This window comes from Bacillus cereus group sp. BceL062, assembly GCF_051780025.1.
GTDB classification, from domain to species: Bacteria; Bacillota; Bacilli; order Bacillales; family Bacillaceae_G; genus Bacillus_A; species Bacillus_A toyonensis.
The window spans coordinates 267,173-290,663 of sequence record NZ_JBPWGY010000006.1; the positions used below are offsets into that span (position 1 = coordinate 267,173).

Genomic DNA, 23,491 nt, shown 5'->3' on the forward strand with positions numbered 1-23,491 from the left:
AAAATGATATAATATCGTTATATTAATTAAAGGAATCTTTAAAGGAGTTTATATGAGGGATAGGAGATATAAAGAAAGTCGTTTCGCTAAATTTAAACGTAAATTTTCAATTGAGCTAGATTATTCTACATTAAGTTTAATTCGTATGATTAAAGAGCTTTTATATCCATACTACAAAATATTCTTTACAAGAAAGAGCTTAATACTATTCACTATATTTATTTGCATGACTCCTTTTTTAATTAAAGGGTATAACAGCTATAAAGAGTATTCGATTGAATATGATAAAGTTAAGGCTCGAGAAATGATTAGTAATTGTAATAATCCATACGCTTTTTGGCAAGGCGTTAACGGGAAGTCATGTGATGATGCCAGGAAAGTACTTTATGGTGAAGAAGCTTTTTTAAAGATGAAACGTGAATTGGTTAGGACTGGTGAAATAACGGAAAAAGATTATTTATACAGTCAATATAAAAGAGAAATGGAAGATGAATACGAAAGATTAAAGTAAAAAGAACTTAATCAATATTGGTTAAGTTCTTTTTATTTGTTTTTTATGGAATTATCAAGTGTTTTGCATTACTCAAAAAGAATTAGCGTGTGTTTTATATCATTTGGATGGTGGGACCCCATCGCTATCAAGCTAAGTTTTTGATATACCCCTTAAATAAAATTTTTATTTTTTTACAGGTAATTTCTTTGAAAGATCAGCTTATTTTTTTAGTTAATGAGATATGTGGTGGTTATCTTGCTATTTAGATATGCAATTAGGCATTTTCTATTTATTTTAATTTCCTCTATGATAATATGTAATCTATATATATTTATATTAAATAAAGAGTGGGAATGATTAATGAAGAAACAGTCTCAATATATGTATCATTTAATTATTAGCATACTATCACTTTTAGCTATACTATTTTTGTTTTTTGGAAACTATAAAAGTACTATTTTTAAGTACTCATTTATCTTTATATGTTCAATTAATATGATAATGAATTTCCTTTCTTATTATAAAAAAAGAAATAATTAGTTCTCCATAAAATTAAAAAACACGCTATTCTTTCTTTAAATCATAGGAAAGGATGGCGTTTTTATGTCTGTTTCTGTGTCTGACGAATTACAACTATTTGCTCAAGAGATTCAAAGTTTTTTATTTCCAAATACCTTACGGAATCTTGCTAGAGATGTTGGTTTTGTGCAACGAACCAGTAAGTACCAAGCAAAAGATTTAGTAGCTTTATGTGTATGGGTGAGCCAAAATGTAGCTATGACTTCTTTAACTCAGTTATCTAGCTGTTTAGAAGCATCAACAGAAGTACTCATCAGTCCTGAGGGACTGAATCAACGGTTTAACAAGGCGGCCGTTCAACTTTTACAACACCTACTAGCCGAACTACTAAGCAAAAAATTGGCCGCATCTATGCCGATTTCTTCTCCATACACTTCTGTTTTCAAGCGTATTCGTATTTTAGATTCAACTGCATTTCAACTCCCGGATGTATTTTCATCGGTTTATCCAGGTGCAGGAGGATGCAGCCATACAGCTGGAATAAAAATTCAACTTGAGTATGATTTATTAAGTGGACAGTTCCTACATATTCATACAGGTCCAGGTAGACAACATGATCGCACTTACGGCTCTCTGTGTGTCCCAACTATAACAGCGAATGATTTATGTATCCGAGATTTAGGTTATTTTCATTTGAAAGATCTTCAACATATACAAGATAAAAAGGCTTACTATATCTCTCGTATCAAGTCTAATACAAGTATCTATCAGAAAAATCCTAACCCTGATTACTTTCAAGATGGACGAATCAAAAAGGTACAGAGTATATACAGATAGATATGGAGGTTTTAATGAACTCTCTTCAACCAGGACAAACATGTGAAATATCCAAGGCTTATGTAGGAATGACTGATAAAGTCCCAGCTCGTGTGATTGTTCATCGACTAACAAAAGAACAACAAAAAAAACGATTACAATATCAAGCTGTAAGAGAAAAAAAGAAAGGAATGAAGTATTCTCCTCGTAGTAAACGACTCAGTGGTATCAATGTATATATGACAAACACCTCTACAGATATTGTCCCGATGGGACAGGTACATGACTGATATTCTTTGCGTTGGCAAATCGAAATTTTATTTAAAACGTGGAAGTCATTCTTTCAAATCCATCATTGTAAAAAGATAAAACCAGAACGATTGGAGTGCCATTTATATGGTCAATTGATTGCCATTCTACTCTGTTCTTCTATCATGTTTCAAATGCGCCAATTGCTCCTCATGAAGAAAAAACGAGAGCTTAGTGAGTATAAAGCCATATATATGATTAAAGACTATTTTCTTTTTCTATTCCAAACTATACAAAAAAACACCCAAGAGCTATCAAAGGTGTTACTTCGTCTGTTCAATCTCCTACAGCAAAACGGGAGAAAATCTCATCGATATGAGAAGAAAACAGTCTTTGATATATTAGGTGTCGTTTACAATTGTACCATGTCTGATAATCAAGCGGCTTAAATCAAAAAAATGAAACCCGTTAGGGTTTATTTCGTATGCAAATCTTTCAATCACCTACACTTGCCCTTTAGAAAAAAGAAACAATCTCGCCTAAAATTGACTTTGTATAAGCATAGCTTGATGGTGATGGGGTACCGCCAGCATTTTGGAAAAAACCCACGCTAAGAGTATGCAAAATTTTATCATTTTAGCCAAGAAGACTCCTTCCTCAAGGAACGCGAAGTGAGTAGGTGGGAGATGAATTGGCTTCGAACAAGGGATGGCAGGAAGCCATCTTAATTGTTCGACATACATAAACTGTTACTTCACTACCTATCGAATGTACGTTTGTTGTATAATAGACACATATCGAAATGGAGGTGAAACGAATGATGATCAATAAAGCATATAAATTTCGTATCTATCCAAATCAAGCACAAGCGACCCTAATCAATAAAACGATTGGCTGTTCTCGTTTTGTATTCAATCACTTCTTATCTCTATGGGATAATGCATACAAAGAAACAGGAAAAGGTTTGACATATGGTACATGCTCCGCCAAACTTCCTGCCATGAAGAAAGAGTTTGTTTGGCTAAAAGAAGTGGATAGTATTGCGATTCAGTCGTCTGTTCGCAACCTCGCGGATGCTTATACACGCTTTTTCAAAAAATAAAACAGTGCCCCGCGTTTCAAATCTAAGAAAAACAACGTACAATCTTACACCACAAAACAAACAAATGAAAACATTGCCGTTATAGGAAACAAAATTAAGTTGCCAAAACTAGGTCTTGTTCGATTTGCCAAAAGTCGTGAAGTAAAGGGACGTATTGTAAATGCTACAGTTAGACGGAACCCTTCTGGCAGATACTTTGTGTCATTGTTAGTTGAAACAGAAGTGCAAGAACTTCCGAAAACACATTCTTACATTGGAATGGATGTAGGACTAAAAGATTTCGCCATATTATCAGATGGAACAACCTATAAAAATCCGAAGTTTTTTCGATCATTAGAAGAAAAGTTGGCAAAAGCACAGCGTGTTCTTTCTAGAAGAATGAAAGGATCTTCTCGCTGGAATAAACAACGAGTAAAAGTAGCTAGAATTCATGAATATATGACAAATGCTAGAAAAGATTACTTGGACAAAATCTCAACTGAAATCATCAAAAACCACGATGTTATCGGTATAGAGGATTTGCAAGTATCGAATATGTTAAAGAATCATAAGTTAGCAAAAGCAATTAGTGAGGTATCATGGTCTCAGTTTCGAACTATGTTGGAATATAAGGCAAAATGGTACGGCAAACAAATCATTGTTGTGTCGAAAACATTTGCTTCCAGCCAATTATGTTCTTGTTGTGGATATCAAAACAAAGACGTTAAAAATCTAAACCTACGTAAATGGGACTGCCCTTCTTGTCTTACACACCATGATAGGGATATTAACGCAAGTATCAATCTAAAGAATGAAGCGATAAGGCTTCTAACCGCAAGGACTGCGGAGATAGCCTAATAAATTAGAGTTCGATAGAACTCTTTACTTAGGAATCCCCCTCTTCTAAACGAAGTGAAAGTGGGGGTAGTTCAATGAGTATTATACAAATCAAGGGTATGCGAAAATGAAAGGCTATCACGGTTTAGACGGAACAATTAAAGTTTTAGAAGCAAGAAGAGATATTGAAAGAGAAATATTTGATATGTTAAATATAAAAAAGACAAAAATTAATAATTCACAGTATGAAGCTATCAAATATAAGTCAATGATAATTGAAAAATTGAAATCACTTGAATTTCTAGATTAATGTAGTGCTTTAATTGAGCAAGAAACTAAGAATTTTTAACTTCCGCTTTCGATAATTATTTAAATAAGCTGTCCATATGGACAGCTTATTGTATTTTTTGCTTAGCGTGGTTTTTTTCCGAAATGCTGGCGGTTCCACTACTAGTATTCTTGCATTTAAATTATTTTTAATATATTATATTTATATGTCTATATAAAGATTAATGTATACAAAGAATTACCAAAATGTAATATAACTTATGCTTGTCTTTTTAATATGTATCTAGTAAAAAGTACATTTTTTATCAATACAATTATGTTTTCAATATAAATGGAAGCTTTTAAATGGAAGTTTATTTACTTTCAATGATAGGAGTTAGTTGTTCTAGAACATAGAGGAACAAGGCACCATACAGAGTAATCTGACGAACCTAAGAAATACTGTATGCAGTTTGTTCATCTCAAGTACAACAAGAGAGCCTTACCTCTCTAGGCAAGACTCCATTAGTGTAGTTGTATAATTTTTACATATCAAATAAGAAACAGAAAATATATAACACAAAGTAGCAGAACCCTACCATTCCGCCTACAGCTAATACCTGTTTAACCCAACTCTTAAATTTTAGATTACTGTAAATCTCTTGTACTCTTTCCATATTTCCTCCTATTAAGAAGAACCCTTAAAGACTCTCACCTCGCTATGGTACCATTAAAGAATGACTAATAGAGGTCTAATTTTTGTCTAAACGTATAAATATGCAATATTGCATACAGAAATGTATTGTTACAAATGTAAACGCTTACTATAATAAGGGTATAAAGATTAATCACATCCTAGTACTAACAAAAGAGGAGGAAATAATATGGAAATCGCAATGGCAGTTTTAAAATTTATCGGTGGAGCAATCCCATTAGTTCAAGAACTTCTAAAAGCATTTATGTAAATTCACTATTTAGCAATTATTTATAAAAATTATAATACAAATGATCTGTATATCAAAGATGAATTGATATATAGATTATTTGTGTGAGTAAAGTTCCTTTAACATTATTAATATGCAATATTACATATAAGAATGTATTGATAGAATTGTAAGCGCTTACTATAATGAGGGTATAAAGATAAATCACATCTTAGCAACAACAAAAGGGGCGGAAATAATATGATAATTTTAAAATTTATAGGTGGAGTACTCCCATTAATTCAAGAACTTTTAAAAGCATTTATGTAAGTTCAATATTTAGCAATTATTTATAAATAATTATTATACCTTAATACGAAAAAAGGAAGAAGTTGATTTTTATGAAGACTACAAGAAATACAAAAGGAAAAAAATTACTAGCAAGTTTAATAATCAGCTTTTTCACTATTAATTATTCATCTATTTCATTAGCGGAAACACCTAAAAGTAATTCAGCTAATGCACCCAAACAAGCTATTGGCATTGATACTGGTATAGCAAATTTAAAGTATGATAGTAGAGATATTTTAGCAGTAAATGGGGATAAAGTAGAGAGTTTTGTTCCGAAAGAAAGTACAAATTCAAATGGTAAATTTGTAGTAGTGGAACGTGAGAAAAAATCACTTACAACTTCACCTGTGGATATTTCAATTATTGATTCTGTGGCTAATCGTACGTATCCAGGAGCAGTACAACTTGCAAATAAAGCTTTTGCCGATAATCAACCTAGTTTATTAGTGGCTAAGAGAAAACCTATAAATATTAGTATAGACTTACCTGGAATGAGAAAAGAAAATACGATATCTGTCCAAAATCCGACATATGGTAATGTGTCTGGAGCAGTAGATGATTTAGTATCTACTTGGAATGAGAAGTATGCATCAACACATTCGTTACCTGCAAGAATGCAGTATACAGAATCTATGGTGTATAGTAAGTCACAAATTGCAAGTGCTCTTAATGTCAACGCTAAATATCTTGATAACAGTCTAAACATTGACTTTAATGCTGTTGCAAATGGAGAGAAAAAAGTGATGGTTGCGGCATATAAGCAAATATTTTATACCGTAAGTGCTGAACTACCTAACAATCCATCTGATCTTTTTGATAACAGTGTTACGTTTGATGAGTTGACTCGTAAAGGGGTAAGTAATACGGCTCCGCCTGTTATGGTGTCAAATGTAGCCTATGGTAGAACCGTTTATGTAAAATTAGAAACATCATCTAAAAGTAAAGATGTACAAGCTGCTTTTAAAGCTCTAATTAAGGGTCAAGGCGTTGAAGCCAGTGGACAGTACAAAGATATTTTTGAAGAAAGTACCTTTACGGCTGTAGTGTTAGGCGGAGATGCAAAAGAGCATAACAAGGTTGTTACAAAAGATTTTAATGAAATCCGAAATATTATTAAAGATAATGCAGAATTAAGTTCTAAAAATCCAGCATACCCAATTTCATATACAAGCACTTTCTTAAAAGATAATGCAACTGCTGCTGTTCATAACAATACAGATTATATTGAGACTACAACTACAGAATATTCAAGTGCGAAAATGACGCTTGATCATTACGGTGCATATGTTGCTCAATTTGATGTATCTTGGGATGAATTTTCATATGATGCAAATGGGAAAGAAGTATTAACACATAAGACTTGGGAAGGAAACAACCAAGATAAAACGGCTCATTACTCTACAGTAATACCACTTCCACCGAATTCAAAAAATGTAAAAGTCGTAGCGAGAGAATGTACAGGTCTTGCATGGGAATGGTGGAGAACAATTATTAATGAACAAAATGTTCCATTAACAAATGAAATAAAAGTTTCAATTGGAGGAACAACTTTATACCCAACTGCTAATATTAGTCATTAGGTAGAAGTGAAGCACCCTGTAAACAGGGTGCTTTTTTACATGGTCACAAGTATATTGGTTTTTTAAAAATATAGCATACCCATCAGATAGCGATGGAGTGTAGCCTTATTTAGTAAACTTTGTAACAGAGCCACTAGTTTTATTTTTTTATAGATTTGCAAGACTTTTGTTGTATTCAACTTAGCGTTTTTTGACACTACTACAGCTAAAGACACAAGCTGACTAACGTCAGTGGGATTCTTGCTACCAAAGGCGAAGTCGATTGCAAGATTGCGGTGTGCCATCACCCCTCCCACAATAGACTATATAGGTTTATAGGCTATGGTACTGTGACCATGCCGTACAAATTGTTGGTTCTCATATGATCTTACGTCTTTTGCATGACCATGAAATGTTTATAAGTTTTGTTATCTGAATTTTCTGTTTTGTTTTTATATAATTTCAAACAGGAGGCGATTTACTATTATATCTAGAATTGTGTAAAAGTGTTAAAAAATGGGATGGGAAGTGGTATTTTGAAAAAGGTGATTTTATCTTCAACATTAGCTGTATCTATGGCTTTAGGTGCATTTGCGACATTAGGAACGTCACGTACATATGCAACAGAGCAAAAGATTCAATACAACCAAGAATATCAAACACCATCTTATATTGGGGAAGAGTGGAAAGCGCCAGAAGGACTAGATAAAAAAGAGACTGTGTTCGAGTATTTAAAGAGTAAGAAAGACATGTTTAAATTAGCAGGAAATATGGAGAAACATTTTGAAATCGTTAAAGAAGAAAAAGACACAGAAGCAGAAACAACGCATGTGAAGCTTATTGAAAAATATAATGGTGTTCCTGTATATGGATCTGATCAAACAGTAGCACTTGATAAAAATAATAATGTGAAAGCATTTTTTGGACAAGTTATACCGAATTTAGAAAATAAAAATATTCCATCAACTGCAAGCATTTCAGAAGATGATGCTGTAAATATTGCGAAAGCTGGTATTGAGAAAGAGATTGGAAAAGTAGATAACTATGATGGTATGAAGAAAGATTTATACATTTATCAAAAAGATGGACAATATTATCTTTCCTATCTTGTAAAAGCCTCTGTTTCAAAACCAGCACCAGGCTACTGGCATTATTTTATTGATGCAACAAATGGAAATGTGATCAATAAATATAATGCGGTCGATCATATTACTGGTTTTGGATATGGTGTTTTAGGAAACAGACAATCATTTGAAATTGTTCAAAATGAAAAAACGGGTGCATTCCATTTATTTGATGGTAAACGTGGAAACGGTGTTTATACGTTTGATTGGAGAAATTTGTTGAAACAATCCTATGATTCAACATCAAAAGGACTGGGATATACAGGTTATGAAATTGAAAGTAAATCCAAGTTCTTTGAAGATAAAGCAGGTGTTGATGCACATGCAAATGCAGAAAAAGTATATGACTATTATAAGAAAACATTTAATCGTAATTCCTATGATAACAAAGGAGCGAAGTTACGTTCTGTTGTTCACGTAGGAGAAAACTGGAATAACGCTAGTTGGAACGGTGTGTATATGGCGTATGGTGATGGTGATGGAAAACTGTTTATTCCATTTTCAGCGAGCTTAGATGTAGTTGCCCATGAGTTAACACATGCTGTAACAGAGCATACAGCAAATTTAGAGTATCAAGATGAGTCTGGTGCATTAAACGAGTCATTTTCGGATATTTTCGGTGCGATGGTAGACCGTGATGATTGGGAGGCAGGAGAAGATATTTATACACCGGATATAGCAGGGGATGCGATGCGATCCTTAAGCCATCCTGCTTCTATTCCCAATCCATTAGAACCCACTCAAGGTTATCCAGATCATTATAGAAAATATTATCCTGGACCATATGATAATGGCGGTGTTCATATTAACAGTAGTATCAATAATAAAGCAGCATATTTATTGTCGGAAGGTGGTTGGCATTACGGTGTGGAAGTAAATGGCGTTGGCCGCGAAGCTACAGAAAAAATTTACTATCGTGCTCTTACAAAATATTTAACGGCAAAATCTGATTTTAAAATGATGCGCCAAGCTGCACTTCAAGCCGCAGAAGATTTATATGGTAAAAATTCAAAAGAGATACAAGCTGTAGCGAAGGCTTATGATGCAGTTGGTATAGAATAAGTCCTGTAAAAGACCTGATATATAACGTCAGGTCTTTTTTTACTGAGTAATCAAGAATGATTTTCGCTACGCCTTTATCAACCTATAAAATATTCATTAAATGAGAATGTAAACCTCATAACTCGATAAATATATTGTTCACGCTTTTCTTTTTCTGTTTAAGATAAGAAGAATACAATTTTGCAATAATAATGTTTTTTCTACGTTTCCTTGTACGCTAAGGGGTCATGTATATTAAAAAATTTCAACTTGAGCTACAGTATCTGATGTAGCATTTGCACCTCCTGTCGTTACTTTTAGTGAAATACGATCACCTGCTAGAAATGTCACCGAAATATCATTATTTATATTGGAAGTTTGAGTACCAGTTAGTGAAACAGTAAGAGGTGTATCTACACCATTTTTTCGAATTGTCAAGGTGACCGTGTTTGTACCTCCTGATCCAGTTAAGGCTTGAATTGCTAAAGATTTTATCACTATCAAAACAAGAAAAGCGAATACTCCAAAACGGAAAATGAGCTTTTTACTTACCAGTTAGCACAAAATTTCGTTTTGGGAGCACTATAAGATTTCACGCACCACATGTTTAATATATTTTTATAATTAAGTACACGTCAAATCTTACTTTAATGGCTAATATTGACTAAGATAAATCTTATAACAAAAAGGCTATGTATTATGAGTTTCATAAGTCGAAAAACAAAGATTGTATCGTCCTCTTTTGGCTAGTTGGTCTAATTTCTCCCGCATTTTCCTGGAAATTTAAATTGATTATAAATATTTCATTTTAGAGTTTGATAAATATAATTTATAAAAAGTAAATATGAAAAAGTTAGAGAATTATCTTAGTTATTAAATAGATTCTGCCTATACTTTAAGTAGAGCCCAATTTATTAAATTTAAATAGTTTATATGTTCATATATAGAATTTTGAAGGGGGTAAATTGTAAATGATTCCAACGTCAACATATGTGGTTAAATGGGTATTAGATGACTTAACACTTGCATCAAGACCAAATCAGGGAATCAAACTAAGTACATTTAAAAAGTTAGAGAAACTTTATGTAGAATACAGAGAAATGATTGAGGGAGATACTAGCTTTGAAATCACACATTATCTGTTAGAGTTTATCAATCCACATAATCTTTTTGTAGTAAGAGACGGTTACTATATATTTGATAATAAAACGATGAAATTTATTAAAGTATCGGACGATATTCATTTTTCAAATCAAAACTTAGCGTATTGTAATAAAGGAGTTGCAGTGGATTTAATAAACGGAAAAATGTATTTTTTAGAAGGGCATTATTATAAAGTTAAGACCTCATATGTTGATTTATTAAAAGGAGAAACTATCCCTGTAATGGTACTAAGTCATTTGGATAATAATGTTGGAGTATCAGTTCCTTTGAAAATGTTTAATGAGGAAAGAACTTTTAAAATTTCAGAGAGTTATATAGTTGATCTTACCTCTAAGAATTGCAACAACGATAGTGAATTTAATCAAAAGGGAAACATAATACGATTTCTAAAACCTTCCATTGTGTAGTTAAGGATATATGGTAATTAAATTCATAATGGGTTCAAGAGGGTGAAAAAGGTGCCATTTTAAATGTATACAGACTTTCACGGTAAAGTAATTATAAAGGATGAATATAAAGTGTTGGTTGAATTAATAAGTAAAGGAAGCTGGGAAGAAGAGAATGATTATTATACAAATTTAAAAGATAATGAATGGTCATTGATAGCCAATCTAAAGAACTACAGAGATCCAGAACATAACGTGGCATCTATTACATTATTTATGAATTTAATTTTAAAGGAAGTAGCAGCACATATTACTAGGTTGGAAGTGTGGTATGGTGAAGCTGATGGACCGAAAGAATACTTTTTTATAAATAATGATTTTATAAAGAAGTTGTAGCAGTAATTAAATATTGCTGCTTTTTATTTATTAATACAATAAAATTATTGTTGTTAGCTTTATGTATATTCATTTATAATAGAATATGGAAAATTTTATAATACATTTAAGTATACAAGGGCTGGGAGCAGCTCTTTTTATTTTGCTCAGGGGAAGTGTGAAAGAAAAAAGTTTATGTTAGTGACAAAATTAAATAATCTAATAGAAACTAAAAAATTAGAATTAGTAGAACTTGTAAATAAACATGGCTTTATTCATACAAAAGTAATCCATTTAAGTCAAGAAATTGATAAATTAATTAATAAATATTTGAATATAAAAAAGGAACCCTATAATAGGGTTCAAAGGGAACAGATACATAAAAATAAATAAAAAGAATAATTCGATTATATAAGAAATTTGATACTGTAATATTGAGAAAGTGTAAAAACTCAATTAAGTTTGTTTAAAATTTACCCTTTTTAAGGGGATGGACAAAGAAACCCAATTAGAGATTCAAACAGCATAGGACAGGATAAAACTTGCTGCACAGGTGCAAAGATATATATTGAGGAAAAAGAAGGTAACAACAAAAGAATAAGCGCAACAAGTAGGGGATACAGCGGTCCGTCAGGTGAAAATTTCCGATTAAAACTCCCTTAGAATTCTTTAAAAACATCAAAATGTCGCAACTGATTTGTGCACATGGTGATTTCATTTAAAAATACTGTAAGCTATACATTTACCTTAACTCGTAAAAAAATTATTACCAATAGACCAAAAACACTCTTAAAACAAGCTGTATTGCAACCTATCAACTTAATCTTGCCCATCTGTCATTTTGATTTTTACGTATCAAACCCGGATTATTTTTCATTTTGTTAATGGATTAATCAAAAAAGATTAAATGCATCTTACTGCTAGATCTTGATTTCGCAAAAAATTCCGCTTCATTTCCTCCATCCACAAAGCCACCAATATTTCTGAAAACTCCACATTCACCGGGGCCTAAATATCGTACTCCTACATAATCATTATAGCTATCAGGATCGTACTCCCATAGTTCAACCTTTAACTTACTAGTTGAACCTACTTCAGCAGCTCGACAAATCTTATAATCTCCACCAGTAGAGGTATATACATCACTTTCAGCACCATTAGAATATAGCGTTTGTTCTCCTAAGTAATCCCATCCAGAACTAAAAGGATCTATTGTGTTTGCAAATGTAGAAAAAGGGACCGACAATACTAACAACGTCGTTACGAATGCCACCATACTCATTTTAAATTTTTTCATTCTTATTCCTTCTCCCTTGTTTGTAATTAAATATTATTGTTCTCCACATAATACATAAAATATTTTGTTTTATTCCAAATAAATGAATGCTTTAAAATAATGTTGTTTGAAATTACTACTGTCCATATGTCAGAGCAAATAAATAAGCGTCTGTTAAATAGTCTCATTAAAAATCAATTGAATTTCATTAATTGAAAGAGAGGAAAACACTAAGATTTTTTTCAAATCAATGCATAAGACATACAATTACTTAATAGAAAAAGCATTGCAACATATTTATATTACTTTTCTATTCTATTCCTCACGCTATATATCAAAGTACTAACCTTTGTTTACCAATGATATCCATTGCAATGTAATAAGATAGGTTGTAACATTTACCAGTATTTAAATGACAAACATTGTTTAAATCATTTCAACAAATAGTTAAGAGGGGAATACAATGAATAAAATAAAAAGGTTACTGAAACGTAAAACGACTTGGATAATTCTTATCCTATTCGTATTTGTTTATGTAAATAATAGTTCTTTTTTTGCTAAGAGGGATGAGGGAGCTCCTATTCTTCTTGCTCACCGAGGACTTTCACAAACATTTAGCATGGAAGGGATTGAGGGTGATACATGTACAGCAGAACGTATAAATAAACCTGAATATCCTTATTTAGAAAATACAATTCCATCTATGGAAGCGGCATTTAAAGCTGGGGCTGATCTAGTAGAGTTTGATGTTCAACCTACTAAAGATAATAATTTTGTTATTTTCCATGACTGGACTCTTGATTGCCGTACTAATGGTAAAGGTGTTACAAGAGATTTTACAACAAAAGAATTACAAGCACTTGATATTGGTTACGGTTATACAGCTGATGGAGGTAAAACATTCCCGTTTCGTGGTAAAGGGATTAATCTTATGCCAACACTTGATGAAGTACTTAACCATTTTCCAAATCGTTCTTTTCTTATTCATATTAAAAGTGATGATGAAAATGAAGGAATCCAATTGGCTGATTACCTAAAGAAAATACCAGCAAAACGCCTTGAGAAACTAACTGTATATGGTGGAGATAAACCAATTGCTGCAATAGAAGAGCGCATCCCTAGTTTACGAACAATGTCAAAAGCAACTATGAAAAAGGATCTTCTTACTTATATTGCGTTAGGGTGGACTGGTTACATGCCTTCAAGCCTGAAGTATGGTGAGTTGCATATACCAGACAAAGTAGCTCCTTGGCTTTGGGGATGGCCAAATCGTTTTCTTAATCGAATGGATAAAGCGGATACTCGAGTTATCATTGTAGGGGGAAATGGATTTGGATTTTCAAGTGGATTTGACTCACCTGAAGATATAAAGCGTCTTCCTGAGGATTATACAGGTGGAATTTGGACAAATCGCATTGATAAAATAGCACCTTTATTTAAGAAATAAGGGATAATATAATAATCGAAGTGTTTATATGGTTACAGTATTACGTTAAGTTCCTAGAATTGTTGTTTTAGAATTAATAGAATTAAATATTTAACAAAAAAGATGAATTTATGATATATTTCTAAAGTAGTGCACGAGTGCAAAATCACAAGAAAGATCACCTATAAAATAGGTGATCTTTTAATGTTTATTAAATAGATTTTTTATTGATTTAATACAAATAATTTTTGAACCTTTTTACAAAAGATAAAATTACACGAAAATTAAAAACAAGTAAAAAAATGGGGAGTGATTTATCTAAAAATATAGAATTTTTAACAAAGATGCATAATTATGTTATATAATGATGTTAACAAACCATATTTTAGGCATTACCCCGATTGTGTAGAATAAATAATTTGTTTTGATGAGCTAAAATATTTAGCTAAAAGAACTTGTAGCGGGGCCTGCTACAAGTTCTTTAATTTTTTCAGTAAAGGAAAATAAGAAAAAGGAGGGAATACAAGTATGACAAGAAATTTAAAAAAAGCAGCAATTAATTCGTTAGATGGTAAATGGGGGCTGGGTATAGGAGTATCAGCGTTAAACTATTTTGTACCTACTCTTAGTGCATCAGCAATCGCGGGTTTCATGTATTTAATAGTTGGCCTATTTATTGGAGTAATTGGTTTGGATGTGTTCTTAATTTATTCAATTAGTGGGGAACCACAAGTAGATCCGACTGCACTAGTATTACTTATTCTAAGTTATATATTTTTAGGACTTATTTGTTTCTTAATTTACAGTTCCATACAAGGTATCTTTAACTATGGATACTCTGTTTTCACCTTACATTTAGGTAAAAATGAAGATGCTAAAGTAGATGATGTATTTGTGGGATTTAAGAAGAACAATGTGTTTAAGCCAATAAAATTGGGTCTGTTGCAGGCTATTTTTCTTTTTTTATGGAGTCTATTATTAATTGTTCCAGGTATTATTAAATATTTTTCTTATTCCATGTCGTATTACATATTAATAGAGAATCCTGATTATACAGCAAGTGAAGCATTGAGGGAGAGTAAAAGAATAATGAAAGGACAAAAGTTAAAGTTATTTGTTCTTTGGTTATCATTTATTGGTTGGTTTTTATTAGCCGCATTTATAGGAATGTTTACATTTAATCTATCATTTATTTTCATTTCTCCTTATTACAACACAACTGTCTCACATTTTTACTTAGATTTAATTAAAAAACAGGATGTTGGAGAAGCGAAGGTAAGTATATAAATAGGAAGAAAGTATGCATAAGGAAAGTGTATACTATCTTGATAGTGGATATGCAACTAAGCATATCTATTTTTAAGTATTATATTAAAAGAGTTAAGCTGCTAGATACATGATATTTATTATGATTTGAGCAAGGATACCGCAAACATGTTGCGAGTTGGAGGAAATAGCGATGTGGGGTAGCGCCACATCGCCGTCAAGTTAAGAAATACAGTATTCCCAGAAACAAAAAAAATATATATTTAGAACGTACTACAACTTCTGTTTGGCTACTAAAGTATCTAAAAAGACAAGATCAACGCCAACTCAGAAACAAGGTTTAACCGATAAACAATTTACTTTAAACGATATTCTATACTTTAAATAAGCTGGATAATCATCCTATTTTAAAAAGGATGATTTTTTTAGAGGTTCCTGTGGAATTTTATGTTAAACTTAATATAAAGATTATGAAAATTCAATCTTCAATAAACGGGCAGGATTATTGAACAAGTTTTATGAACTTTAGTGGTAGCATCATTAGTGAAATGCTTTATAACAACTAATTAAGGAGGGATAGAATATGAGAAATAACTTTCAAATCGTTGCGTTACAAGAGAAGGAGTTTAATAACCTATTTCTAATGAATGAAGAAGTATTAAAAAGTATCGGGGCAGTCAAAATAATAGTAAATAAAAATCCTGGATATCCTTGCAGGATAAGTTTAAAGGATGCAGAGGTAGGAGAAGAGGTAATCTTACTGAATTACCAATATCATAGTGTTAATTCGCCTTATAAAGCAAGTGGTCCCATATTTATACGAAAGGGAGCAACTACCGCAAAGCTAGATGTAAATGAAATTCCGCATATGTTACATCATAGGTATCTATCTGTACGCGGCTATAATGCTGACTCAATGATTGTAGAAGCAAGGGTTACAGAAGGTGTAAATTTAAGAGAAAATATAGATGAAATTTTTGATAATAAAGAAGTAGAATATATTCACATTCTTAACGCTAAACCAGGATGCTATAACTGCCTTGTTAATAGAGTGTAAAAAATTGGAAATGAAAACTTCTATTATCCTATAAGGGGTAACACCAAATCGCTATCAAGCTAATACAACAAAGTCTCCCCTAACATGAAAAAATACGCTATTCTTTCTGTAGAATGATAGGAAAGGATGGCGTTTTTCTATGTATTTATCGATTCGAGATAAATTTCACTTCTTTAGTGAATCTCTACATATTCTTCAACAACTTGCAAAAGAGCCGGGATTTATAAAACCTAAAAATAAGAATGGTACACAAAACTGGGCTGCTTTATGTAATTTGGGTTATTCAACATGTGGCATTATATACATTCTAAAAAGGTATAATTTTTTCCGGAACTTCACATGTAACTTCCATCAATTCTGTTTTATTGACTAATATTGAGAAAGTATTAATCAAATTAAAAAATAACATTTTTTCAATTTATTGTAATTATAATTAAAGGTATTCTGTTAGTCTTATTCAGATGTATCTCTCGATTTATTCCATGTATGAATCTAGTCTGTCTATCTATCAACAGAATATGCCACATACCATTGAAAAAGGAGGAAAGTTTATGCAAAGAATTTTTAAATTCCTATTCATGTCCGTTTTTTCTTTAATTTGTGTTTTGTATGTTCAAACGAACGCTTTTGCCGCACCAGCACACGATGGAATTGTCAAAATGAAGCAGCCCTCAGGCGAATCTTTTGAGGGCACGTTACATGGAGATGAATGGTTCCATTGGGTAAGTACAAAGGATGGCGACGTGATTTTACAAGATCAGAAGGGGTATTGGAATTACGCGGAGCTTACATCAGATGAACTAAAATCGACGGGGAAAAAATATAAAATTGATAAGAAGCCTTCAATGGCGGTAAAAGAGAACAATTTGAACAAATGGATAAAGAAATACAACCCTCAAGCAAAGAAAAAACAGGAGCATATGAATAAATTACAAAAAGAATCACCAAAAAATATTGATGGAACTGTCACTCCAGTTATAGGGACCAAAAAATTACTTGTTTTGTTGATTGGGTTTACAGATGTTGATATTGCATATAGCGATAACGATTGGAGTAACAAATTCTTTTCTACAAATCAAAAGTCAGTAAAGAATTACTATAATGAAGTAAGTAATGGAAAAGTACAGATCACTCCAGCTTCCGAAGCGTATGGTACGCAAAATGATGGGGTAGTTAAAATAAAATTAGACTATGCTCATCCGAGTACATCGGGAAAAAGCATGAGTACGGTTATAACAGATGCATTGGCTAAAGCTGATTCTCAAGTGAATTTTGCTAGTTTTGATACTAATAATGATCAAGTCATTGACTCTAAAGATGGCTTCTACATTGTAAGTTTTCTTGCTGGCAATGAACAGGCTGCTCCTGGTGCTCCACTTCCTTATATTTGGGCACATCAGTCGTATGCTCCCAATACAAATCACGATGGTGCTACTGTATCAGGCATGTATACGGCGCAGGGTGAAAAACAATATGGTCATATGGCAACGATTGGTATCCCTGCTCATGAATTAGGTCATTCCTTTGGCCTGCCAGATCTATATGGTGATAATAATCATGTGGGTAGTCTAAGTATAATGGGTAACGGATCTTGGAATAGTCTTCAAGGAGAAGATTATGGAGCTACACCCGGTCATATGGATGCTTGGTCAAAAGTAAAATTAGGATTTGTAACACCAAATGTAGTAAATACTACTAACAATTTTACTCTAAATGCGATCCCAAATAACTATAATGTGTTAAAGATTCCTTTAAAGGATAATACGTATTTTTTAGTTGAGAATCGCGCAAAGGTTGGATATGATGCGAGCTTACCAACAAATTCTGGTGGTATTGCGGTTTGGCATATTGATGAATCCATGAATAATAATTCCAGTGATCCTCATCCTTTCATTGATATAGAGCAATCCGTCAGTGAATACCAAGACCCGTTCTATTACACGAATCAAAATCATGCTGCTACCTTTGGTCCAGACACCAATCCGAATAGTAATACCTACACGGGAGAAAAATCAGGAGTAACGATTACAACTACAAGTACAAGTAATTCTGCTATGAATTTAGCAGTCACAACAAAAGAAGCTAGTTTAATTCCGCAAACAAACTGGACACTAAAATATGTAGATAGCTATAATTGGTACAATTTAGGTACGTATGCCTTTGATGGGAACAAAGACACATTTTGGCATACAAACTGGAGCCCCGTAGCTCCAATGCCGCACGAGATTCAAATTGATTTGGGTGCGAGCTATAACCTCTCCAAATTTAGCTACCTGCCAAGGCAAGACGGCCAAATAAATGGGACGATTAAGGACTATGAGTTTTACGTCAGTGGTGATGGAGTGAATTGGGGAACAGCTGTGTCCATAGGTGCTTTTGCAAATAATACTAATTTGAAAGAAGTCAGCTTTGCAAACAAGACAGGTCGTTATATTAGACTACGAGCATTAAGCGAGGTAAACAATAATCCATGGACAAGTGCGGCAGAAATCAATGTATTTGGAGTGGCTCAATGATATATATGAAAGTAGCTATTTAAATCATTGATACACTATTTCAAAAGGTTATCATCCGCTGAGAGTTTCGTGCAGCCTTTGATAACCTTTTTATTCTACTAATATGTAAAAGAAAAACACAGATTAATAAAATTGAATTTATAAGCTTAGTTTAACTTAAATCTGAAACTTGTTAGAGTTTACTTCGTAAGCAAATCTTTTCAATCACCTACACTTGTTCTTTAGAAAAAAGGTTAAATTGACCGACAAAGGAACAATTCAATCTGTATGGACTCTAGTATATTCTGAAAACCACCCTGTATGGATAACCGCTATATTTAAATCGCACCTAGGCATCATTAAATAATCTCGAATGCCCTCTCATTTTTTTAAATAGCCATAATATCTTTATAGTTTATTGAAGAACATGCAAAATGAATAAAAATCTCATTCCTGCCATAAACGCTTGACGGGGACGAGGTTTTTATTCATTTATTTAGGCATTTCCTTGTTACACTAATCTGCAACTAACTTGCTATTAGTTCAATAATGAAAATAAATTGAAAGATGCTCTTTTTTGTTTTCTACTTCCATTTTGGAGGTTCTTGAAAAAAATGCTTCTTTTATCTTTAATTTCAAAAATCATTGGAATAAGCCGAAACTTTAATCAGTAGTACTATTCTGTGCATTTCACGGCTCTCTTTTTTGCTTTAAATGGATGTTTTCGCTGCACTTTTATCTCAGCGAGTATAACACCACTTAGAATAAGAAATGCTCCGATATACCCTTTGAGTGACAATACTTCGTTCATGAACAGGTATGCAAATAGTGCAGAAAATACAGGTTCTAATGAAAAAATGAGTCCTGTATGTGTCGGTGTTGTGTATTTCTGTGCCATCGACTGAATGATGTAGGCAAAAGCACTACAGAAAATACTTAACACCAGTACAGCGATCCAACTCTCTTTAGTGGATGGAAGTTGCGGCTCTTCGAAAATCAGGGCAGAGAGTACACCGAAGCCGCCTGCAAATCCCAACTGAAGAATTCCAAGCTGCAATGTATTGGCAATTTTAGCCGCCCTCCCGGTGACAATAATATGAAAAGCATAAAAGAGAGCAGCAAGTATACAAAGTAAATCTCCAGAATTTAGTGTTAATTGATTATTTAAAGTCAGTAAACCAATTCCAGCCATTGCAACAACAGAACTAATGATTAGTCTGTAACTCAGTTGATCCTTGAACAAAACGATAGATAATAAAGGGATAAAGATTACAGTCAAACTGGCTAGAAAACCAGCATTTGAAGCTGATGTCGTTTTTAAACCTAAGATGACTGAAGCAGATACGACGAAAAGTAAAAATCCCAGAATAAAACCATATTTTAGAGTAACAAAATGAATTGAACGAAATTGTTTAAAAAAAACTGCGACACAAACCAAAAAAGCAATACCAAAGCGCAATGCAACAAGGGAAAATGAAGGGACAGTTTCCAATCCGATCCTCATAAAAAGGTAGGAAGTACCCCAGGTCATTGTAACAAGTAAAATCATAAGATCAGCTTTTATTGGTTTCATTATTAGTTCCCCTTTAAAATTTTTATGTACTCAGTATAATTGTGATTCAAGTATTAGTAAAATGAATATATGTAATGATATACTTGAACAAAATTCATACATAAGAAAGTAGGAGAATCTATGAGTCTGACTAAGTTAGAAATCTTTCTGAAGACGGTTGAAATGGGGAACTTATCAAGAGCGGCAGAAGCAATGAATGTGACTCAGTCAGGTGTCAGCCATGCGATTAGAAGTCTTGAATTGGAGTATGGTTTTCAACTGTTATTCCGGAATAAAACGGGTGTTCGATTAACGGAAAATGGTGAGCGTGTTTTAACGCATGTTCGTGAAGTAGTAAATTATAATGAGCGATTGAAGCAAACTGTTGCAGAGATTAATGGCATAGTAGCTGGAACCTTGCGCATTGGAACCTTTACAAGCGTGTCTACTCATTGGCTGCCTGCAATCATCCATCGTTTTCACTTGGAATATCCTCGAATTGAAATCAAATTAATGGAAGGTGATTATGGAATGATTGAAACGTGGATTCAACAAGGGGTGATTGACTTAGGTTTTATGTCACTACCGTCGTCGGGCCATCTAGAATCTATTCCACTAAGAAAAGATCGAATGCTATGTATTCTTCCTAAAAATCACTCATTAAGTAAAAAATCCATAATTCGGTACGATGAGCTCGAGAAAGAGCCTTTTATTATGCCTGCTTCTTCATGCGGTTACGATGTTAGGAAAGTATTAGAAGCGGCTAGAGTTCATCTAGATATCCAATTCGAAACCGGTGATGATCATGTGATTGTCGCGATGGTGGAGAACGGGCTTGGAATCAGTGTCATGTCTGAACTCGCATTACAAGGACAAAGCGAAAATGTTACGGTTGTGGAATTGGAAGACAAACCTACACGATCACTTGGGTTGTCACTTACTTCAATTAAACACGCATTACCAGCGACAAAACGCTTTATCGAATATACCCAAAAATGGCTGGATGGCGATTGAATATATAGGCAATCAAAACAAAATTAACATTTAATGATTTTTAGTCCATATAGGGGTATCTTTTCAAAAGAAGAAATGAAAAGGAAAACAAAGGACCAGCTCACAGAAGATATTCACAAAAGCTCTCCAATTAAAAGTATGTAGTTAATGTATAATTCTTATAACGTATAAAAAGACACTGTAGAAAGTGTCTTTTTATACGTTGACATACTATGAAAGAAAATGTATTGATTAATAATAATGTGTTGGATACTTCTTGGTTAATCCTAGTATAACATTAATATAGATAATTTAAAATTAAAATTTTCGTATATATAGAATTTATTATGTTTATACACATTGTTCGTCTATAAGTTAAATATTGTTGTATATTAAGAAAAAATGAACAAACAGAATTTTGAATAGGTAATAAACCCAACATTACATGTAGCATTTGTGTCCAATGTTTGGAACTGTATTAGTTAGATGGATATCAGCAGTAATACAGGGGTTCTTACATTTACACTTTGTTTATATTGGTAATCTATTATTAAGATACTTATATTTCCTCTTGTTGAAATATCTTATTTTTAGCGTGAAAGCTGTTGTAATAAATAATACATATAGGTGATAAGGAATAATGTTAGGACATGTATAGGTAAGATATTGAATGTTAAATAGTAAACATGTATTTAAATTCATTGTTCGGAATAAATAAACCTTTATACGCTGTCAAATTAATACAAATAAATGTTATTAAAATAAAAAATAATCAATTTTATAAGTAATTTTGAACGTAAGGAATTTGTAAGGAAGAGGTAAGAAAAAAGAGATTTTCGTTGTGTATGATTAAAATGTAAAGATGAGTAAGAGAAGGAAAAAATACTATATATTTCTATAAAAAACAAATCAATTAATAAGACTTGTATGAAGGAAAAGAGACATTACAAAAGTTAACATACATCTCTAACAAAGGATAGACTATTTTTTAGGTCAGAAAGCCGTGTGATTAGTTTCAACCAGCAAATAACCATTTATACAATATGAATAGGGGAGAGGAATATTTTGATGAAAAAGCATCGTCAAATTACATTTACAGGTTTAGCCCTTTTAATAACTGGAGGTTCCCTGTTTTATACAACTCCAACCTCAAGTGTAAAAGCGGAGTCCACTCAAAATCTATCTAGTTCGTTACCAACAAGCAACCAAAGAGATCGAAATTCCGTCAAAGAGGCAATGCGGGATACATTGCAACTTGGATATCCAGGGATACTTGCTAAAACTTCTGAGGGCGGAAAAACATGGAGTTATGCAGCTGGGGTAGCGAATCTAAGTACCAAGAAACCAATGAAAACAGATTTTCGATTTCGAATTGGCAGCGTGACAAAGACATTCACTGCAACAGTTATACTTCAATTAGCGGGAGAAAACTGCTTGAATCTAGACGATTCCATTGAAAAATGGTTGCCTGGAGTCATTCAAGGAAATGGATATGATGATAAACAGATTACTATCCGGCAATTATTGAACCACACAAGTGGTATTGCTAATTACACAACGTCAAAGGATTTTAATATGATGGATACAAAAAAATCTTATACTGCTGAAGAATTAGTAAAGATGGGAATATCCATGCCTCCAGATTTTGCTCCAGGAAAGAGCTGGTCGTATTCAAATACAGGATACGTATTACTAGGGATTATTATTGAAAAAGTAACTGGGAACAGCTATGCGGAAGAAATTGAAAATCGAATTATTGAACCACTTGAATTATCGAATACATTCTTACCCGGAAATTCAAGCGTTATTCCAGGAACTAAGCATGCCCGTGGATATATCCAATTAGACAGAGCAAGTGAGCCAAAAGATGTTACTGATTATAACCCAAGTATGGGGAGCTCGGCCGGAGATATGATTTCTACAGCTGATGATTTAAACAAATTCTTCTCTTATTTACTTGGGGGTAAATTACTGAAAGAACAGGAACTAAAGCAAATGCTTACAACAGTCCCTACAGGAATAGATCAACTTGGCGATTCCGGGCTTGGAATTTTCAATATGAAGCTTTCAAACGGTGTATCGATATGGGGGCATGGAGGAACCATTCCTGGATTTTTAACTTTTGCTGGGGGCACACTTGGAGGCAAGCATACATTGGCCATCAATTTGAACAGCCTTAAAGCTGATAGTCCTGACCCTTTTAAAAATATTTTACTTGCTGAATTTAGCAAGTAGTCTAAA

At 32.9% G+C, this 23,491-nt stretch carries 16 protein-coding genes and 5 pseudogenes; 16 read left to right on the plus strand and 5 right to left on the minus strand.

Annotated features, from left to right (window positions below; translation table 11 throughout):
- Positions 1–52: 52 nt before the first annotated feature.
- From ACS2MN_RS16505 to ACS2MN_RS16520, 4 genes and pseudogenes are all read left to right on the plus strand, one after another.
- Complete coding sequence (locus tag ACS2MN_RS16505; RefSeq protein WP_224993852.1) at positions 53–511, plus strand: hypothetical protein; 459 nt, start codon at positions 53–55, stop codon at positions 509–511.
- 585 nt (positions 512–1,096) lie between these two features.
- Positions 1,097–2,526 (plus strand): annotated as a pseudogene (locus ACS2MN_RS16510) (IS4 family transposase).
- A 368-nt stretch (positions 2,527–2,894) separates the two neighbouring features.
- Positions 2,895–4,016: pseudogene (tnpB, locus tag ACS2MN_RS16515) on the plus strand (IS200/IS605 family element RNA-guided endonuclease TnpB).
- Positions 4,017–4,086: 70 nt separating this feature from the next.
- A pseudogene (locus ACS2MN_RS16520) lies at positions 4,087–4,305 on the plus strand (hypothetical protein); the annotation flags it as partial.
- Between the two features lie 502 nt (positions 4,306–4,807).
- On the opposite strand, the gene ACS2MN_RS16525 reads toward ACS2MN_RS16520, so the two are convergent.
- Entirely contained in the window at positions 4,808–4,939 is a 132-nt protein-coding gene (locus tag ACS2MN_RS16525) for a hypothetical protein (protein WP_269755923.1), read from the minus strand.
- A gap of 100 nt (positions 4,940–5,039) precedes the next feature.
- Between ACS2MN_RS16525 and ACS2MN_RS16530 the strand changes: the two are divergent.
- Positions 5,040–5,227 (plus strand): annotated as a pseudogene (locus ACS2MN_RS16530) (hypothetical protein).
- Between the two features lie 359 nt (positions 5,228–5,586).
- Positions 5,587–7,116 (plus strand): thiol-activated cytolysin family protein, encoded by a 1,530-nt coding sequence (locus ACS2MN_RS16535; RefSeq protein ID WP_198130875.1) that lies wholly within the window; start codon positions 5,587–5,589, stop codon positions 7,114–7,116.
- Positions 7,117–7,178: 62 nt separating this feature from the next.
- Here the strand turns inward: ACS2MN_RS16535 and ACS2MN_RS16540 are convergent, their stop codons facing one another.
- Positions 7,179–7,400, minus strand: coding sequence for a hypothetical protein (locus ACS2MN_RS16540; RefSeq protein ID WP_098806001.1), 222 nt, complete (start codon positions 7,398–7,400; stop codon positions 7,179–7,181).
- Between the two features lie 231 nt (positions 7,401–7,631).
- Between ACS2MN_RS16540 and ACS2MN_RS16545 the strand changes: the two genes are divergently transcribed.
- The gene (locus ACS2MN_RS16545) at positions 7,632–9,281 is read left to right on the plus strand and encodes a M4 family metallopeptidase (RefSeq protein WP_198130874.1); all 1,650 of its coding nucleotides are present in this window, start codon (positions 7,632–7,634) and stop codon (positions 9,279–9,281) included.
- A gap of 234 nt (positions 9,282–9,515) precedes the next feature.
- On the opposite strand, the pseudogene ACS2MN_RS16550 reads toward ACS2MN_RS16545, so the two are convergent.
- A pseudogene (locus tag ACS2MN_RS16550) lies at positions 9,516–9,758 on the minus strand (hypothetical protein); the annotation flags it as partial.
- 473 nt (positions 9,759–10,231) lie between these two features.
- Here ACS2MN_RS16550 and ACS2MN_RS16555 point away from each other — a divergent pair.
- The 3 genes from ACS2MN_RS16555 (at position 10,232) to ACS2MN_RS16565 (ending at position 11,578) form a co-directional block, all read left to right on the plus strand.
- A complete protein-coding gene (locus ACS2MN_RS16555) occupies positions 10,232–10,831 on the plus strand; it encodes a hypothetical protein (protein WP_098806002.1) in 600 nt (199 codons plus the stop codon).
- A gap of 63 nt (positions 10,832–10,894) precedes the next feature.
- Positions 10,895–11,206, plus strand: coding sequence for a hypothetical protein (locus ACS2MN_RS16560; RefSeq protein WP_098806003.1), 312 nt, complete (start codon positions 10,895–10,897; stop codon positions 11,204–11,206).
- Positions 11,207–11,380: 174 nt separating this feature from the next.
- Entirely contained in the window at positions 11,381–11,578 is a 198-nt protein-coding gene (locus tag ACS2MN_RS16565) for an aspartyl-phosphate phosphatase Spo0E family protein (RefSeq protein ID WP_098806004.1), read from the plus strand.
- A 496-nt stretch (positions 11,579–12,074) separates the two neighbouring features.
- Here the strand turns inward: ACS2MN_RS16565 and ACS2MN_RS16570 are convergent, their stop codons facing one another.
- Complete coding sequence (locus ACS2MN_RS16570) at positions 12,075–12,482, minus strand: hypothetical protein (protein WP_438894725.1); 408 nt, start codon at positions 12,480–12,482, stop codon at positions 12,075–12,077.
- Positions 12,483–12,924: 442 nt separating this feature from the next.
- Between ACS2MN_RS16570 and ACS2MN_RS16575 the strand changes: the two genes are divergently transcribed.
- From ACS2MN_RS16575 to ACS2MN_RS16590, 4 genes are all read left to right on the plus strand, one after another.
- The gene (locus ACS2MN_RS16575) at positions 12,925–13,908 is read left to right on the plus strand and encodes a glycerophosphodiester phosphodiesterase family protein (RefSeq protein ID WP_098806006.1); all 984 of its coding nucleotides are present in this window, start codon (positions 12,925–12,927) and stop codon (positions 13,906–13,908) included.
- Between the two features lie 507 nt (positions 13,909–14,415).
- Positions 14,416–15,174: a DUF975 family protein gene (locus ACS2MN_RS16580; protein WP_198130873.1), complete on the plus strand. Its 759-nt coding sequence runs from the start codon at positions 14,416–14,418 to the stop codon at positions 15,172–15,174.
- 562 nt (positions 15,175–15,736) lie between these two features.
- Positions 15,737–16,210 (plus strand): DUF1203 domain-containing protein, encoded by a 474-nt coding sequence (locus tag ACS2MN_RS16585; RefSeq protein ID WP_098806008.1) that lies wholly within the window; start codon positions 15,737–15,739, stop codon positions 16,208–16,210.
- A gap of 551 nt (positions 16,211–16,761) precedes the next feature.
- Positions 16,762–18,726 carry a M6 family metalloprotease domain-containing protein gene (locus ACS2MN_RS16590; protein WP_098806009.1) on the plus strand — a complete coding sequence of 655 codons (1,965 nt, stop codon included), beginning with the start codon at positions 16,762–16,764 and terminating at the stop codon, positions 18,724–18,726.
- 655 nt (positions 18,727–19,381) lie between these two features.
- Here the strand turns inward: ACS2MN_RS16590 and ACS2MN_RS16595 are convergent.
- Entirely contained in the window at positions 19,382–20,278 is an 897-nt protein-coding gene (locus ACS2MN_RS16595; RefSeq protein ID WP_198130872.1) for a DMT family transporter, read from the minus strand.
- A 120-nt stretch (positions 20,279–20,398) separates the two neighbouring features.
- Between ACS2MN_RS16595 and ACS2MN_RS16600 the strand changes: the two genes are divergently transcribed.
- Both ACS2MN_RS16600 and ACS2MN_RS16605 read left to right on the plus strand, forming a co-directional pair.
- Positions 20,399–21,271: a LysR family transcriptional regulator gene (locus ACS2MN_RS16600; RefSeq protein ID WP_098806011.1), complete on the plus strand. Its 873-nt coding sequence runs from the start codon at positions 20,399–20,401 to the stop codon at positions 21,269–21,271.
- A gap of 1,047 nt (positions 21,272–22,318) precedes the next feature.
- Positions 22,319–23,485, plus strand: a complete 1,167-nt coding sequence (locus ACS2MN_RS16605) for a serine hydrolase domain-containing protein (RefSeq protein WP_346994710.1) — start codon at positions 22,319–22,321, stop codon at positions 23,483–23,485.
- The last annotated feature ends 6 nt before the right edge of the window (positions 23,486–23,491 follow it).